This is a genomic window from Streptomyces sp. SudanB5_2050 (assembly GCF_964272335.1).
Lineage (GTDB): Bacteria > Actinomycetota > Actinomycetes > Streptomycetales > Streptomycetaceae > Streptomyces > Streptomyces rochei.
The window spans coordinates 1444513-1460000 of record NZ_OZ186760.1 but is presented as its reverse complement, the minus strand read 5'-3'; the positions used below and the strand labels follow the sequence as shown (position 1 = coordinate 1460000).

Annotated in this window: 12 protein-coding genes, 2 rRNA genes and 1 riboswitch (1 of these 15 running past the window's edge); of the genes, 13 read left to right on the top strand and 1 reads right to left on the bottom strand. The window is 69.6% G+C overall.

Going from position 1 to position 15488, the window contains the following annotated elements:
* The 12 genes from ACFZP7_RS06440 to ACFZP7_RS06385 all read left to right on the top strand — a co-directional run.
* Positions 1-1029: ribosomal RNA gene (locus tag ACFZP7_RS06440) — 23S ribosomal RNA — on the top strand (it extends 2094 nt beyond the left edge of the window).
* 87 nt (positions 1030-1116) lie between these two features.
* Positions 1117-1233: ribosomal RNA gene (gene rrf, locus ACFZP7_RS06435) — 5S ribosomal RNA — on the top strand.
* A 110-nt stretch (positions 1234-1343) separates the two neighbouring features.
* A complete protein-coding gene (locus tag ACFZP7_RS06430) occupies positions 1344-1952 on the top strand; it encodes a CDP-alcohol phosphatidyltransferase family protein (RefSeq protein WP_355517924.1) in 609 nt (202 codons plus the stop codon).
* 113 nt (positions 1953-2065) lie between these two features.
* The gene (locus ACFZP7_RS06425; RefSeq protein ID WP_029393809.1) at positions 2066-4561 is read left to right on the top strand and encodes a mannose-1-phosphate guanyltransferase; all 2496 of its coding nucleotides are present in this window, start codon (positions 2066-2068) and stop codon (positions 4559-4561) included.
* A 168-nt stretch (positions 4562-4729) separates the two neighbouring features.
* Positions 4730-5566, top strand: coding sequence for a DUF881 domain-containing protein (locus tag ACFZP7_RS06420; protein WP_019327636.1), 837 nt, complete (start codon positions 4730-4732; stop codon positions 5564-5566).
* Positions 5563-5895 (top strand): small basic family protein, encoded by a 333-nt coding sequence (locus tag ACFZP7_RS06415; protein WP_003977440.1) that lies wholly within the window; start codon positions 5563-5565, stop codon positions 5893-5895. The genes ACFZP7_RS06420 and ACFZP7_RS06415 overlap by 4 nt, the downstream gene beginning before the upstream one ends.
* A gap of 5 nt (positions 5896-5900) precedes the next feature.
* Positions 5901-6767 carry a DUF881 domain-containing protein gene (locus ACFZP7_RS06410; RefSeq protein WP_127445328.1) on the top strand — a complete coding sequence of 289 codons (867 nt, stop codon included), beginning with the start codon at positions 5901-5903 and terminating at the stop codon, positions 6765-6767.
* 61 nt (positions 6768-6828) lie between these two features.
* The gene (locus ACFZP7_RS06405) at positions 6829-7788 is read left to right on the top strand and encodes an FHA domain-containing protein (RefSeq protein WP_162602072.1); all 960 of its coding nucleotides are present in this window, start codon (positions 6829-6831) and stop codon (positions 7786-7788) included.
* Positions 7789-7830: 42 nt separating this feature from the next.
* Positions 7831-8568, top strand: coding sequence for a MerR family transcriptional regulator (locus ACFZP7_RS06400; protein ID WP_385627867.1), 738 nt, complete (start codon positions 7831-7833; stop codon positions 8566-8568).
* Positions 8569-8716: 148 nt separating this feature from the next.
* Positions 8717-9190: a bifunctional nuclease family protein gene (locus ACFZP7_RS06395; protein ID WP_019327631.1), complete on the top strand. Its 474-nt coding sequence runs from the start codon at positions 8717-8719 to the stop codon at positions 9188-9190.
* Positions 9191-9380: 190 nt separating this feature from the next.
* Positions 9381-10061: a MerR family transcriptional regulator gene (locus tag ACFZP7_RS06390; protein WP_185912756.1), complete on the top strand. Its 681-nt coding sequence runs from the start codon at positions 9381-9383 to the stop codon at positions 10059-10061.
* 54 nt (positions 10062-10115) lie between these two features.
* On the top strand, positions 10116-11597 hold the full coding sequence (locus ACFZP7_RS06385) for a DNA polymerase IV (RefSeq protein ID WP_385634061.1): 1482 nt from the start codon (positions 10116-10118) through the stop codon (positions 11595-11597).
* Positions 11598-11795: 198 nt separating this feature from the next.
* Here the strand turns inward: ACFZP7_RS06385 and ACFZP7_RS06380 are convergent, their stop codons facing one another.
* Positions 11796-12173, bottom strand: coding sequence for a PRC-barrel domain-containing protein (locus ACFZP7_RS06380; RefSeq protein WP_019327628.1), 378 nt, complete (start codon positions 12171-12173; stop codon positions 11796-11798).
* Positions 12174-12322: 149 nt separating this feature from the next.
* Positions 12323-12418, top strand: a riboswitch (glycine riboswitch).
* A gap of 175 nt (positions 12419-12593) precedes the next feature.
* Between ACFZP7_RS06380 and gcvP the strand changes: the two genes are divergently transcribed.
* Positions 12594-15479 carry an aminomethyl-transferring glycine dehydrogenase gene (gene gcvP / locus ACFZP7_RS06375; protein ID WP_385634060.1) on the top strand — a complete coding sequence of 962 codons (2886 nt, stop codon included), beginning with the start codon at positions 12594-12596 and terminating at the stop codon, positions 15477-15479.
* The last annotated feature ends 9 nt before the right edge of the window (positions 15480-15488 follow it).

The following is a 15488-nucleotide window of genomic DNA, read 5'->3' as shown; positions in this document are numbered from 1 at the left end:
AGGCGAAGCTGAGAACTTAAGCGCCAGTAAACGGCGGTGGTAACTATAACCATCCTAAGGTAGCGAAATTCCTTGTCGGGTAAGTTCCGACCTGCACGAATGGCGTAACGACTTCTCGACTGTCTCAACCATAGGCCCGGTGAAATTGCACTACGAGTAAAGATGCTCGTTTCGCGCAGCAGGACGGAAAGACCCCGGGACCTTTACTACAGTTTGATATTGGTGTTCGGTTCGGCTTGTGTAGGATAGCTGGGAGACTTTGAAGCTCGCACGCCAGTGTGGGTGGAGTCGTCGTTGAAATACCAGTCTGGTCGTGCTGGATGTCTAACCTGGGTCCGTGATCCGGATCAGGGACAGTGTCTGATGGGTAGTTTAACTGGGGCGGTTGCCTCCTAAAGGGTAACGGAGGCGCCCAAAGGTTCCCTCAGCCTGGTTGGCAATCAGGTGTTGAGTGTAAGTGCACAAGGGAGCTTGACTGTGAGACCGACGGGTCGAGCAGGGACGAAAGTCGGGACTAGTGATCCGGCGGTGGCTTGTGGAAGCGCCGTCGCTCAACGGATAAAAGGTACCCCGGGGATAACAGGCTGATCTTCCCCAAGAGTCCATATCGACGGGATGGTTTGGCACCTCGATGTCGGCTCGTCGCATCCTGGGGCTGGAGTCGGTCCCAAGGGTTGGGCTGTTCGCCCATTAAAGCGGTACGCGAGCTGGGTTTAGAACGTCGTGAGACAGTTCGGTCCCTATCCGCTGTGCGCGTAGGAGTCTTGAGAAGGGCTGTCCCTAGTACGAGAGGACCGGGACGGACGAACCTCTGGTGTGCCAGTTGTTCTGCCAAGGGCATGGCTGGTTGGCTACGTTCGGGAGGGATAACCGCTGAAAGCATCTAAGCGGGAAGCCTGCTTCGAGATGAGGACTCCCACCTCCTAGAGAGGGTAAGGCTCCCAGTAGACGACTGGGTTGATAGGCCAGATATGGAAGCCGGGTAACCGGTGGAGTTGACTGGTACTAATAGGCCGAGGGCTTGTCCTCAGTTGCTCGCGTCCACTGTGTTGGTTCTGAAACCACGAACAACCCCGTCCATGGTCACGGACGGTGCGGTTGTCAGTTTCATAGTGTTTCGGTGGTCATAGCGTAGGGGAAACGCCCGGTTACATTCCGAACCCGGAAGCTAAGCCTTACAGCGCCGATGGTACTGCAGGGGGGACCCTGTGGGAGAGTAGGACGCCGCCGAACTCCTCTTAGAGCTCTGGCTCTTGGGCACACAGCCCGAGAGCCAGAGCTTTTTTGCGTTGAGGTAAGGTCAGGGAGCATCATTGGCTCGTTTCACCCCAGGAGGCCCCCGCGTGGAGGTCCAGGAGACCCGCGTGCAGACCGACCGGGTCCTCACCATCCCGAACATCCTCAGCATGGCGCGTCTCGTCGGCGTGCCGCTGTTCCTGTGGCTGATCCTTCGCCCGGAGTTCGGGGGCCCGCAGAGCGACGGCTGGGCGCTGTTGGTGCTGGCCCTGAGCGGTGTCAGCGACTACCTGGACGGAAAGCTCGCCCGGCGCTGGAACCAGATCAGCAGCCTCGGCCGGCTCCTGGACCCCGCGGCCGACCGGCTGTACATCCTGTCGACCCTGGTGGGCCTCACCTGGAGGGAGATCCTTCCGCTCTGGCTGACCGTCGTACTGCTGGCCCGCGAGGCGGTCCTGCTCGTCATGGTCGGCATCCTGCGACGGCACGGCTATCCGCCGCCGCAGGTGAACTTCCTGGGGAAGGCAGCCACCTTCAACCTGATGTACGCCTTCCCCTTGCTGCTGCTCAGTGACGGAAGCGGGTGGATCGCGTCACTCGCTGCCATTTTCGGATGGGCGTTCGCCGGATGGGGTACAACCCTGTACTGGTGGGCAGGTGTTCTCTACGTGGTACAGGTCCGCCGTTTGGTCCGAGCGGACACCACGACCGATTGAACTCGTCCGCCTGTTGAGCGGCCCCGGCGGCCGGATGGCCCGCACTGCAAAAGTGCGGGACCCTGGACGGGGGAAGTCGGTCAATCCGTCTCTTAGAGGAGGACGCTTCCGACATGAAGGCCGTCGTGATGGCCGGAGGCGAAGGCACGCGCCTTCGCCCAATGACCTCGAGCATGCCCAAGCCGCTCCTGCCGGTGGCCAACCGGCCGATCATGGAGCACGTTCTGCGGCTGCTCAAAAGGCATGGGCTCAACGAGACCGTGGTCACCGTGCAGTTCCTGGCCTCGCTGGTCAAGAACTACTTCGGTGACGGCGAGGAGCTCGGAATGGAGCTCACCTATGCCAACGAGGAGAAGCCACTCGGTACCGCCGGAAGCGTCAAGAACGCCGAGGAGGCGTTGAAGGACGATGCCTTCCTCGTCATTTCCGGTGACGCCCTGACCGACTTCGATCTCACCGACCTCATCAATTTCCACAAGGAAAAGGGCGCGCTCGTCACCGTCTGTCTGACACGCGTGCCCAACCCGCTCGAATTCGGCATCACCATCGTCGACGAAGAGGGCAAGGTCGAGCGGTTCCTGGAGAAGCCGACCTGGGGTCAGGTCTTCTCCGACACCGTGAACACCGGCATCTACGTCATGGAGCCCGAGGTCTTCGACTACGTCGACCCCGATGTGCCCGTGGACTGGTCCGGTGACGTCTTCCCGCAGCTGATGAAGGAGGGCAAGCCCGTCTACGGCTACGTCGCCGAGGGCTACTGGGAGGACGTCGGCACGCACGAGAGCTATGTGAAGGCCCAGGCCGACGTTCTGGAACGCAAGGTCGACGTCGACATCGACGGCTTCGAGATCTCCCCCGGCGTCTGGGTCGCCGAGGGCGCCGAGGTGCACCCCGACGCCGTACTGCGCGGGCCCCTGTACATCGGCGACTACGCCAAGGTCGAGGCCGGCGCCGAAATCCGGGAACACACCATCGTCGGCTCCAACGTCGTCGTCAAGAGCGGTGCCTTCCTGCACAAGGCGGTCGTGGCCGACAACGTCTACGTCGGACCGCACAGCAATCTGCGCGGCTGTGTCGTCGGCAAGAACACCGACATCATGCGCGCCGCGCGGATCGAGGACGGCGCCGTCATCGGGGACGAGTGCCTGGTCGGTGAAGAATCGATCATCCAGGGCAATGTGCGGGTCTACCCGTTCAAGACCATCGAGGCCGGTGCCTTCGTCAACACCTCGGTGATCTGGGAATCGAGGGGACAGGCCCACCTCTTCGGGGCGCGCGGGGTCTCCGGAATCCTGAACGTGGAGATCACCCCGGAACTCGCGGTACGCCTGGCCGGCGCCTACGCGACGACCCTGAAGAAGGGCTCCACCGTCACCACGGCCCGCGACCACTCCCGCGGCGCCCGCGCACTGAAGCGAGCGGTGATCTCCGCCCTGCAGGCCAGCGCCATCGACGTACGGGACCTGGAGAACGTTCCGCTGCCCGTGGCGCGGCAGCAGACGGCGCGCGGCAGTGCCGGCGGCATCATGATCCGGACCACGCCCGGGGTGCCGGACTCCGTGGACATCATGTTCTTCGACGGACAGGGCGCCGACCTCTCCCAGGGCAGCCAGCGCAAGCTGGACCGGGTGTTCGCGCGACAGGAGTACCGGCGGGCCTTCCCCGGCGAGATCGGTGACCTGCACTTCCCGTCCAGCGTCTTCGACTCGTACACCGGGTCGCTGCTGCGGGACGTCGACATCACCGGGATCGCGGACTCCGGGCTCAAGGTGGTCGTCGACGCCTCCAACGGCAGCGCCGGCCTGGTGCTGCCCAGCCTGCTCGGCAAGCTGGGCGTGGACTCGCTGACGATCAACCCCGGACTCGACGAGTCCAGGCCCACCGAGTCGGCCGACATGCGGCGCTCCGGGCTGGTGCGGCTCGGTGAGATCGTGGCGTCCTCGCGGGCGGCCTTCGGCGTGCGGTTCGACCCGGTCGGTGAGCGGCTCTCGCTCGTCGACGAGAAGGGCCGCATCATCGAGGACGACCGGGCGCTGCTGGTGATGCTCGACCTGATCGCGGCCGAGCGGCGCAGCGGACGGGTCGCGCTGCCGGTGACGACCACCAGGATCGCCGAGCAGGTGGCCGCGTACCACGGCACCCAGGTCGAGTGGACGACCACCTCGCCCGACGACCTCACCCGGGTCGGAGGCGAGGAAGGGGCGATCTTCGGCGGTGACGGCAAGGGCGGCTTCATCGTCCCGGAGTTCAGCAGCGTCTACGACGGCACGGCCGCCTTCGTACGGCTGATCGGGCTGGTGGCGCGCACGCAGCTCACGCTGAGCCAGATCGACGCGCGGATCCCCCGTGCGCACGTCCTCAAGCGCGACCTGGCGACCCCGTGGGCCGTCAAGGGCCTCGTGATGCGGCGGGTCGTGGAGGCGGCCGGAGACCGCTTCGTGGACACCACCGACGGCGTGCGTGTGGTGGAGGCCGACGGCCGCTGGGTGATGGTGCTGCCCGACCCGGCCGAGGCCGTCACCCACCTGTGGGCCGAGGGCCCGGACGACGCCTCCGCGCAGGCGCTGCTCGACGAGTGGTCCGCCGTGGTGGACAGCGCGGGCCGCTAGAAACACCCCGCACGCGTGCGTGCCGGACAAGTGTCCCCAAGGGGGCCTGTCCGGCACGCCGGTGGGGCCGTTCGGAGGTAGTGGCCGGGGCGTGCGACGATGTGCGGCATGCCGCAGCAACCCCCCGTTCGGAGCACATCCACGCGGCCCGCGCGCCCGGACGCGTCCATGTCCTTGCTGACCAACGTCATGGACCACAGCCTCGACGACGGATACGCCGAGGCCGCCGCGCGGAAGAAGGCCCAGGACGGCGGCGGGCTGCCCAGGACCCTTCGTGCCAAGCTCGGCCTGGCCGCCGGTCTCGTGCTGGCGGCCCTGGTCGTGACGGTCGGCGCCGCACAGGCGAGGGTCGCGGCGCCCGCCGTCGCCAAGGAGCGCGAGGAACTGGTCGACCGCATCGAGGAGGAGACCTCCGCGGCCGACAAGCTCCAGGAGAGCATCGAGGAGCTGCGCGGCGACGTGAGCGCGCGGCAGCGCGAGGCCCTCGAGAAGAACGGTGACAGCGACCGGTCCGACCTGGTCGGCATCCTGTCCGGCGCCATCGAGGTGCACGGGCCCGGAGTGAAGCTCGTCGTGGACGACGCCAAGGACGCCGGCACCGGCGGCGACGGGCAGCCGCGCGGCACCTCCGGATTCTCCGACACGGGCCGGGTGCGCGACCGGGACATGCAGCGTGTGGTCAACGGTCTGTGGGAATCGGGGGCCGAGGCGATCTCCATCAACGGGCAGCGCCTGACGGCGCTGTCGGCGATCCGGGCCGCGGGTGACGCGATCCTGGTCGACAACCGGCCGCTGGTACCGCCGTACACGGTGCTCGCGGTGGGGGACGGCGAACGGCTCAGCAGCCGGTTCCAGGACAGCGTGGACGGGTTCTACCTGCACGCACTCCAGGAGAACTACGGCATCCGCACCGCCATCTCCGTCGCGGACGACCTCGAACTGCCGGCCGCACCGAGCGTGATCGTACGTACAGCACAGCCGATAACCGAGAAGGGCACATCGTGATCGCCGTACTGGGCCTCGTCGTGGGAGTCGTGGCCGGCCTGCTGGTCCGGCCGGAGGTGCCGGCCGCCGTCGAGCCTTATCTGCCGATCGCCGTCGTCGCGGCGCTCGACGCCGTCTTCGGTGGTCTGCGGGCCATGCTCGACGGGATCTTCGACGACAAGGTCTTCGTGGTGTCCTTCCTGTCGAACGTGGTCGTGGCCGCCCTGATCGTGTTCCTGGGTGACAAGCTCGGTGTCGGGGCACAGCTGTCCACCGGTGTCGTGGTCGTCCTCGGCATCCGCATCTTCTCCAACGCCGCGGCGATCCGCCGCCACGTCTTCCGGGCGTGAGGCCGATGAGCGAACAGGACGAGCAGCGGGCGGCGAGCGGCCTGCGCAGGGAACTGCCCGACGAGGTACCGCCCTCGAAGTCCCCGGCGGGCGCGGCCGGGCCCGCCGACGCCCCGGGCACGGAACGCACGCAGGGGGAGCGGGCCGGACTGACCGGCAGGCAGCGCCTCGTGAAGGGGCTGTGGCCGCCGCGGCTGACCCGGGCGCAACTCATCGTGGCCCTCCTCCTGTTCGGCCTCGGATTCGGCCTCGCGGTCCAGGTCGCCTCCAACAGCGAGGGCGACGGCGCGCTGCGCGGCGCGCGGCAGGAGGATCTGGTCCGCATCCTCGATGAACTGGACGACCGAAGTCAGCGTCTAGAAGACGAGAAGCAGGGTCTCGAGAAGCAGCGCGACGAGCTGGAGAACAGCTCCGACCAGGCGGAGGAGGCCCGCAGGCAGACGCTCGAGAAGGAGCGGCAACTGGGCATCCTCGCGGGCACCGTGGCCGCGCAGGGGCCCGGCATCACGGTGACCATCGAGGACACGAAGGGGACGGTCGAGGCGAACATGCTGCTCGACGCCATCCAGGAGCTGCGCGCGGCGGGGGCGGAGGCGATCCAGGTGAACGGTGTCCGGGTCGTCGCCGGCACGTACCTGGCGGACTCCGACGAGTCCGTGAGCGTGGACGGGAACAAGATCAACGCGCCCTATCGTTTCCAGGTCATCGGCAAGCCGCAGGACCTCGAACCGGCTCTCAACATTCCTGGAGGTGTGGTGCAGACTCTGGAGAAGGAACAGGCCACCGTTACTGTTGAGAGGTCGAGCAAGATCGTCGTGGACGCCTTGCGAGCGGCGAAGCGGCCTGACTACGCTCGGTCGTCCTCCCAGTGAACCGGCGGTGCATGGGGGGCATCCGGCGAGGGCATGAGGTTGCGGGGGGTCGGCGCACCGATTGGGTGGTGCGTGGTGGAAACTGTCTGGTGGAGACGGACGTTGTGAAGGTGTCCGGGTCGGCCAGTACGTTCAGTCAGGGTTCGTCCTGCCCCACGGGCGGGTCTGTTTCGGTCAAGGGGAATCGCCCGTGAAGTTGTTTGCGAAGTTGTTCGGCAAGAGCGCGCGAGAGGGCCGCGAGAACGCGACCGCTCGCCATCGGGCACAGCCCGACGCGGAGGGCGGGCGCCCGATGTTCCGGGACCAGGTCGCTGGTCCGGGCGGTGACATTTCCGGTGGTCAGGGCGCGGCGTCTGTTGACCCTGCGCAGTCCGGCGGCATAGGTTTCGGCCAACCGTCAGCCTCAGGTGCGGGTGGAGGGTTCGCTCCCGGCCCGTACGCGTCGAATGCCCCGGCGGGGCAGCCGCGGCAGGAGGATCCGTCCATGTCGGCCCTGGTCTGTACGAGGTGCGGTAACCGCAACGCGGAGAACAGCCGCTTCTGCTCCAACTGCGGCGCGCCGCTGCGCCCCGGAGCCGTTCCGGAGCGTGCCTCCGAGACGACCTCCACGATCTCCATCTCGGGCCTGGAGGCGTACGACGCCGAGGCCACCGGCCAGACCGCGATGCCGTCGCTGTCCCCCGAGGCGCAGGCCGCCGTCGACGCGCTGCCGCTGGGCTCCGCGCTCCTGGTCGTGCGCCGCGGCCCGAACTCGGGCAGCCGCTTCCTGCTGGACGGCGAGCTGACCACCGCCGGGCGTCACCCGCAGAGCGACATCTTCCTGGACGACGTGACGGTCTCGCGCCGGCACGTGGAGTTCCGCCGCAGCCACGACGGCTCGTTCACGGTCGCCGACGTCGGCAGCCTGAACGGCACGTACGTCAACCGCGAGCGCATCGACCAGGTCGCCCTGTCGAACGGTGACGAGGTGCAGATCGGCAAGTACCGGCTGGTCTTCTACGCGAGCCAGCGGGGCTACTGACCGCCCCCGGGCCATCGCCCGGGGAACCCCCAGGGAAGGTCCATGCTTCAAACACCGAGCGGCGGTGCCGGGAACGGCACCGTCGCCCCGGACAGTGGGCTGATGAGCATCGGCGCGGTGCTGAACGCGCTGCGTGACGAGTTTCCCGACATCACCATCTCCAAGATCCGTTTCCTGGAGTCGGAGGGGCTCGTCGAGCCGCGGCGGACGCCGGCCGGGTACCGGAAGTTCAGCGCCCACGACGTCGAGCGTCTCGCCCGGGTGCTGCGCATGCAGCGCGACCACTACCTGCCGCTGAAGGTGATCCGGGAACACCTGGACGCCATGGAGCGCGGTGAGGCCGTCCCCTTGCCCGCGCTGGGCAGGCAGCGGGACGGAGAGCCGGCGCAGGAGCCGGCCGAGGGGCCCACCGTGGCCCGGATCGGCCGCGAGGAACTGCTCGCCGCCGCCGATATCGGCGAGCGGGAACTGGAGGAATGGGAGTCCTACGGGCTCCTGGCCCCGCTGCCCGACGGGAGCTACGACGCCGAGGCGGTGACCGTGGCCTCGCTGGTGGTCCAGCTGGGCGCGTTCGGCATCGAGCCGCGGCACCTGCGGGTGATGAAGGCCGCCGCCGACCGGGAGGCCGGTCTGGTGGACCAGGTGGTGGCGCCGCTGAAGCGTCACCGCAACCCGCAGACCCGGGCCCACGCCGAGGCCCGCACCAAGGAACTGGCGGGGTTGGCGGTGAAGCTGCACGCGGCGCTGGTGCAGACGGCCCTGGGCGTGCGGCTGCCCTGATCACACCCTCGTCCCGTCCCGACGCGCCTCGACGGGCCCCGGACACGTCCTGACCGCCGTGGCGCACGGGCTCCGGTCCGCGGCCGGATCGCCCACCCGGGCCCGGCCCGACTACCCAAATGTCCCGGGTACGGCCTAGGGTTGCTGTGTGAACGAGCTCGATGTCGTAGGTGTCCGGGTCGAGATGCCCTCCAACCAGCCGATCGTGCTGCTGCGCGAGGTGGGGGGCGAACGCTACCTGCCCATCTGGATCGGCCCGGGGGAGGCGACGGCGATCGCCTTCGCACAGCAGGGCATGGCTCCCGCGCGCCCGCTGACTCACGACCTGTTCAAGGACGTGCTGGAAGCCGTGGGCCAGGAGCTCACGGAAGTGCGCATCACGGACCTGCGGGACTCCGTCTTCTACGCCGAGCTGGTCTTCGCCAGCGGCGTCGAGGTGAGCGCGAGGCCCTCGGACGCGATAGCGCTGGCGCTGCGCACCGGAACGCCGATCTACGGCAGCGACACGGTGCTCGACGACGCGGGGATCGCCATCCCGGACGAGCAGGAGGACGAGGTGGAGAAGTTCCGCGAGTTCCTCGACCAGATCTCGCCGGAGGACTTCGGGACCAGCAACCAGTGAGCCGCGTGGGCCGGGACGCCGGAGGCGGCGCACGGCCCTCTCCGAGCACATTCGGCTAGCCTTTCCCCGCGATGGGCACGGGAAACCACTCGTAGGGTGATTATCACTCGGCGTGCCGAGTGTGGCGATCGTTGACGCACCCTTGGTGACTGCCTACCGTCGAGGAGGCAGGTCAAGGACGGAGGTCGGCGTGAGGATCAGCGGCGACGGTACGGCTGGGGGTGGCCCCGGGCACAGCCTCGGGGCGGGTGGTCCGTACCCTCCCCCCGGCACCCGGTTGCGTGCGGGCGGGGGCTATCCGCAGCACGGCGCGGCCGACCCGGTTCCGCAGCGCCCGGCGGCGGTGCCGAGTGGCGGAGGAGCGACGTCCATGGCGTCCGACCAGATCGGTTACCGGGGACCGACGGCCTGCGCGGCCGCCGGCATCACCTATCGGCAGCTCGACTACTGGGCCCGCACCGGCCTCGTCGAGCCCAGTGTGCGACCCGCGCACGGTTCCGGCACCCAGCGTCTGTACAGCTTCCGCGACGTGGTGGTGCTGAAGATCGTCAAGCGCTTCCTCGACACCGGTGTCTCCCTGCAGAACATTCGCACGGCCGTCCAGCACCTCAGGGAGCGCGGTTTCCGCGACCTGGAGCGGATGACGCTGATGAGCGACGGCGCCACGGTCTACGAGTGCACCTCTCCCGACGAGGTGCACGCCCTGCTCCAGGGCGGCCAGGGCATCTTCGGCATCGCCGTCGGAGTGGTGTGGCGGGACGTGGAGAGCGCGCTGTCCCAGCTGCACGGTGAGCGGATCGACACGGGCGAGACCCTGGTCGGGCACAATCCCGCCGACGAGCTGGCGCGGCGGCGCAACCGGGCGGTCTGAACGACGCCGCGCGCGGACGGGGCGTTGTCAGTGGCGTAGGGCACCATCGGAAGCGTGAGAACCGCGCCCACGATCCTGCATCTCGACATGGATGCCTTCTTCGCCTCGGTGGAGCAGGCGTCCAAGCCGAGTCTGCGGGGGAAGGCCGTGGTCGTGGGTGGCCTCGGGCCGCGCGGGGTGGTGGCCACCGCCTCGTACGAGGCGCGGGTCTTCGGTGTCCACTCGGCGATGCCCATGGGGCAGGCCCGGCGCCTCGCTCCCAACGCCGCGTACCTCGTCCCGCGCTTCGAGCTGTACCGGACGATCAGCGAGCAGGTGATGCGGCTCCTGCGGGCCCTGTCGCCGCTGGTGGAGCCGCTGAGCCTGGACGAGGCGTTCGTGGACCTGGAGGCGGGCGGGGCGGCGTGGGACGCGGCCTCGGCCCGGCTGGCGGGGGAGAAGCTGCGCGCGGACATCCGCGCGGTCACCGGCATCACCGGGTCGGTGGGGCTGGCCGCGTCCAAGATGCTGGCCAAGATCGCCTCGGAGGAGGCCAAGCCCGACGGGCTGGTCCTGATCCCGCCGGGGACGGAGCGGGCCAAGCTGGAGCCGATGTCCGTGCGCACGCTGCCCGGCGTCGGCCCGGCCACCGGCGACCATCTGCGGCGGGCCGGGATCACCACGGTCGGCGAACTCGCCGAGGCGGGCGAGGACGAGCTGGTGCGACTGCTGGGCAAGGCGCACGGGCACGCCCTGTACGCCATGGCCCTGGCCCGCGACGAGCGGCCGGTGGTGGCCGAGCGGGAGACCAAGTCGGTGTCGGTGGAGGACACCTATGACATCGACATCCATGACCGCACGCGGGTCGGCATGGAGGTGCGGCGGCTGGCGGACCGGTGTGTGCGCCGGCTGCGGGGTTCCGGGCTGTCCGGGCGGACCATCGTCCTCAAGGTGCGCAGGTACGACTTCTCCACGCTGACCCGGTCGGAGACGCTGCGCGGGCCGACGGACGACCCGGCGGTGGTGCGGGAGGCGGCGGCCCGCCTGCTGGACCTGGTGGACACCACGGGCGGGGTGCGCCTGCTGGGCGTCGGCGTCACCGGGCTCGCCGACTACACGCAGGAGGACCTCTTCGCACAGGCGGCGGGAGACCGTGCCGCCGAGATCGCCGACGACTCCGAGACCACGGCCGAGCCGGCCGCGGAACAGCGCCCGGCACCCGGTGAGCGCCGGTGGCCGGCCGGGCACGACGTGCGGCACACGGAGCACGGGCACGGCTGGGTGCAGGGCAGCGGCCTCGGCCGGGTCACCGTGCGCTTCGAGACGCCGTACTCGGAGACCGGCCGCGTCCGGACCTTCCCGGTCGACGACCCGGACCTGACTCCGGCGGATCCGCTGCCGCTGGTGCCGCCGGTCCCCATGGTCGCGGCCGTCCCGTGCAGACCCGGCGGCCCCGGGCCGGCGTCCGAGATCCACGGGGCGTCCGGGGCAGCCGCCGATGCGGCCTGGGCCGGCACGGGGTCGAGGGCCGAGGTGGAGACAGGTCCTGGGACTTGACGGGGGTCGGGATGCCCCGGGGCCGATGCCCGGGCCGGGTCCGGGGCCGGGGGAGTGACCGGCCCGGCAGCCGCGGGGCCGGACCCCGCGGGACGTGCGTCTCCGACTGCCGACTGCCGACTGCCGACTGCTGGCTGACGGCTGCCCGGCTGCCCGGCTGACGGGCGGTGCGGCGGGCCGGCGGCGCGGGTCCGAGCGTCAGGCGTCTTCCTTGCCCCGGCCGGCCAGCTTGCCGAAGTCGTGGTCGGGCGGCGGGGGAGGGGAGGCCACGTCCAGGCCGTAGTGGTGGTAGAGCTGGAGTTCCTGCTCCGGCGAGAGGTGGCGGCCGACGCCGAAGTCGGGGGCCTCCTTGATGAGGGAGCGGTCGAAGGGCACCCGCAGCGCGCCGTCCACCAGCTCACTCGGCTCCAGGGGCACGAACGCGTCCCTGCTGAACAGACCGGTGCGGATGGCCGCCCATTCGGGGACGCCGGTGGCGTCGTCGAGATAGACCTCGTCGACGGTGCCGATCCGGGCGCCGTTGCGGTCGAACGCCTTGCGGCCGATCAGGTTGCGCGGGTCTATCTCGGTACGCACGGGCCCTCCACATGGTCGTACTGGGGTCGTGCACCAGCCGACCCGCCAGCCGCCGAAATCATCCGTAGTCACTACGAAAGAGCACATAGGGCCGCTCGGCCACTCGAAGGTCCGTGCGGCGACCTCGCTGGTACTCTGGCAACGGCTGCTGACCCCGTGCGGGAGAGTCCTCCGGGCATCACCGGAGGCGCCGAAGGAGCAAATCCTCCCCGGAATCTCTCAGGCTCACGTACCGCACGGACGAGGTCACTCTGGAAAGCAGGGCGGGTGTCGACGGCTTCCGCTCTCACCGACGGTGAAAGCCGGGAGAGCCCTCGGGCCCCCGGTGAAGCTCTCAGGTCGAGATGACAGAGGGGGAGGCCGTCCGGGTACCCGCGCCGTGGTGCCCCTCGCAGGTCGTCAGACCAGGAGGCCTCCGCAATGACCGCCCATCGCACCCCGCTCACCGAACTCGAACAGGCCATGCCGTTCGAGCAGCGCCACATCGGCCCCGACCACGAGGCCCGGGCCAAGATGCTCGCGCAGGTCGGTTACGGTTCGCTCGACGAGCTGACGGCCGCCGCGGTGCCGGATGTGATCAAGAACGCCGACGCGCTGGACCTGCCCGGTGCCCGCTCCGAGGCCGAGGTGCTGGCCGAGCTGCGCTCGCTGGCCGATCGCAACCAGGTCCTCGACTCCATGATCGGCCTGGGTTACTACGGCACGTTCACCCCGCCGGTGATCCTGCGCAACGTCATGGAGAACCCGGCCTGGTACACCGCGTACACGCCGTATCAGCCGGAGATCTCCCAGGGCCGTCTGGAGGCCCTGCTGAACTTCCAGACGATGGTCGCCGAGCTGACCGGCCTGCCCACCTCCGGCGCCTCGCTGCTGGACGAGGGCACCGCCGCCGCCGAGGCGATGGCGCTGTCCCGGCGCATGGGCAAGAACAAGAAGGGCCTCTTCCTGGTCGACGCGGACGCCCTGCCGCAGACCATCGCCGTCATCCGGACCCGTGCCGAGCCGACCGGGGTCGAGGTCGTCGTCGCCGACCTCGCCGAGGGCATCCCCGCCGAGGTCGCCGAGCGGGAGATCAACGGCGTCCTGATCCAGTACCCGGGCGCCTCCGGTGCCGTCCGCGACATCAAGCCGGTGATCGACCGGGCGCACGAGCTGGGTGCCCTCGTCACCGTCGCCGCCGACCTGCTCGCCCTCACGCTGCTCACCTCGCCCGGCGAACTGGGCGCGGACATCGCGGTCGGCACGACCCAGCGCTTCGGTGTGCCGATGGGCTTCGGCGGACCGCACGCCGGTTACATGGCGGTGCACGAGAAGTTCGCCCGCAGCCTGCCGGGCCGCCTGGTCGGCGTCTCCGTGGACGCCGACGGCAACAAGGCCTACCGCCTGGCCCTGCAGACCCGCGAGCAGCACATCCGCCGCGAGAAGGCCACCAGCAACATCTGCACCGCCCAGGTGCTGCTCGCCGTGATGGCCGGCATGTACGCCGTCTACCACGGCCCTGAGGGGCTGCGGGCCATCGCCCGCCGCACCCACCGCTACGCCTCCGTCACCGCCGCGGGCCTCGCGGCCGGCGGCGTCGAGATCGTGCACGGCGCCTACTTCGACACGGTCACCGCGCGGGTGCCCGGCCGGGCCGACGCGATCGTCCACGCCGCCCGCGAGAACGGCATCAACCTGCGCCTCGTCGACGCCGACCACGTCTCGTTCGCCTGCGACGAGACCACCACGCGCGCCCAGGTCGGCGGCGTGTGGAACGCCTTCGGCGTCGAAGGTGACATCGAGGCGCTGGACGCCGCCACCGAGGAGACGCTGCCCGAGGCGCTGCTGCGCACCGACGACTTCCTCACCCACCCGGTCTTCCACCAGCACCGCTCCGAGACGGCGATGCTGCGCTACCTGCGCCGCCTCGCCGACCGGGACTACGCGCTGGACCGCGGCATGATCCCGCTGGGCTCCTGCACCATGAAGCTCAACGCGACCACCGAGATGGAGCCGGTCACCTGGCCCGAGTTCGGCCAGCTGCACCCCTTCGCGCCCGCCGAGCAGGCGCAGGGCTACCTGACGCTCATCCGCGAGCTGGAGGAGCGGCTCGCCGAGGTCACCGGGTACGACAAGGTCTCGCTCCAGCCGAACGCCGGGTCGCAGGGCGAGTTCGCCGGCCTGCTCGCCGTCCGCGGCTACCACCGCGCCAACGGCGACGACCAGCGCACCGTCTGCCTCATCCCGTCCTCCGCGCACGGCACCAACGCGGCGAGCGCCGTCATGGCCGGCATGAAGGTCGTCGTCGTCAAGACCGCCGAGGACGGCGAGATCGACGTCGAGGACCTGCGCGCCAAGATCGAGAAGCACCGCGACGAGCTGGCCGTGCTGATGATCACCTACCCGTCCACGCACGGGGTCTTCGAGGAGCACGTCGCCGACATCTGCGCCCGGGTGCACGACGCCGGCGGCCAGGTCTACGTGGACGGCGCCAACCTCAACGCCCTGGTCGGCCTCGCCAAGCCGGGCCACTTCGGCGGCGACGTCTCCCACCTGAACCTGCACAAGACCTTCTGCATCCCGCACGGCGGCGGCGGTCCCGGCGTCGGCCCCGTGGCCGTACGGTCGCACCTGGCGCCGTACCTGCCCAACCACCCGCTGCAGCCCGCGGCCGGTCCGCAGACGGGCGTCGGCCCGATCTCGGCGGCGCCCTGGGGCTCGGCCGGCATCCTGCCGATCTCCTGGTCGTACGTCCGGCTGATGGGCGGCGAGGGCCTCAAGCGGGCCACGCAGGTGGCCGTGCTGTCCGCCAACTACATCGCCAAGCGCCTGGAGCCGCACTACCCGGTGCTGTACACCGGTCCGGGCGGCCTGGTCGCGCACGAGTGCATCATCGACCTGCGCCCGCTGACCAAGGCGACCGGCGTCAGCGTCGACGACGTCGCCAAGCGGCTGATCGACTACGGCTTCCACGCGCCGACGATGTCCTTCCCGGTGGCCGGCACGCTGATGATCGAGCCGACCGAGTCCGAGGACCTGACCGAGCTGGACCGTTTCTGCGAGGCGATGATCGCCATCCGCGCGGAGATCGAGAAGGTCGGCTCCGGTGCCTGGCCCGCCGAGGACAACCCGCTGCGCGGCGCCCCGCACACCGCGGGCGCGCTGGGCGGCGACTGGGACCACGCCTACTCGCGCGAGGAGGCCGTCTTCCCGGCCGGGGTGTCCGCCGCCGACAAGTACTGGCCGCCGGTCCGCCGGATCGACCAGGCCTACGGTGACCGGAACCTCGTCTGCTCCTGCCCGCCGCTGGACGCGTACGAGGACTGAGCCGTCGTG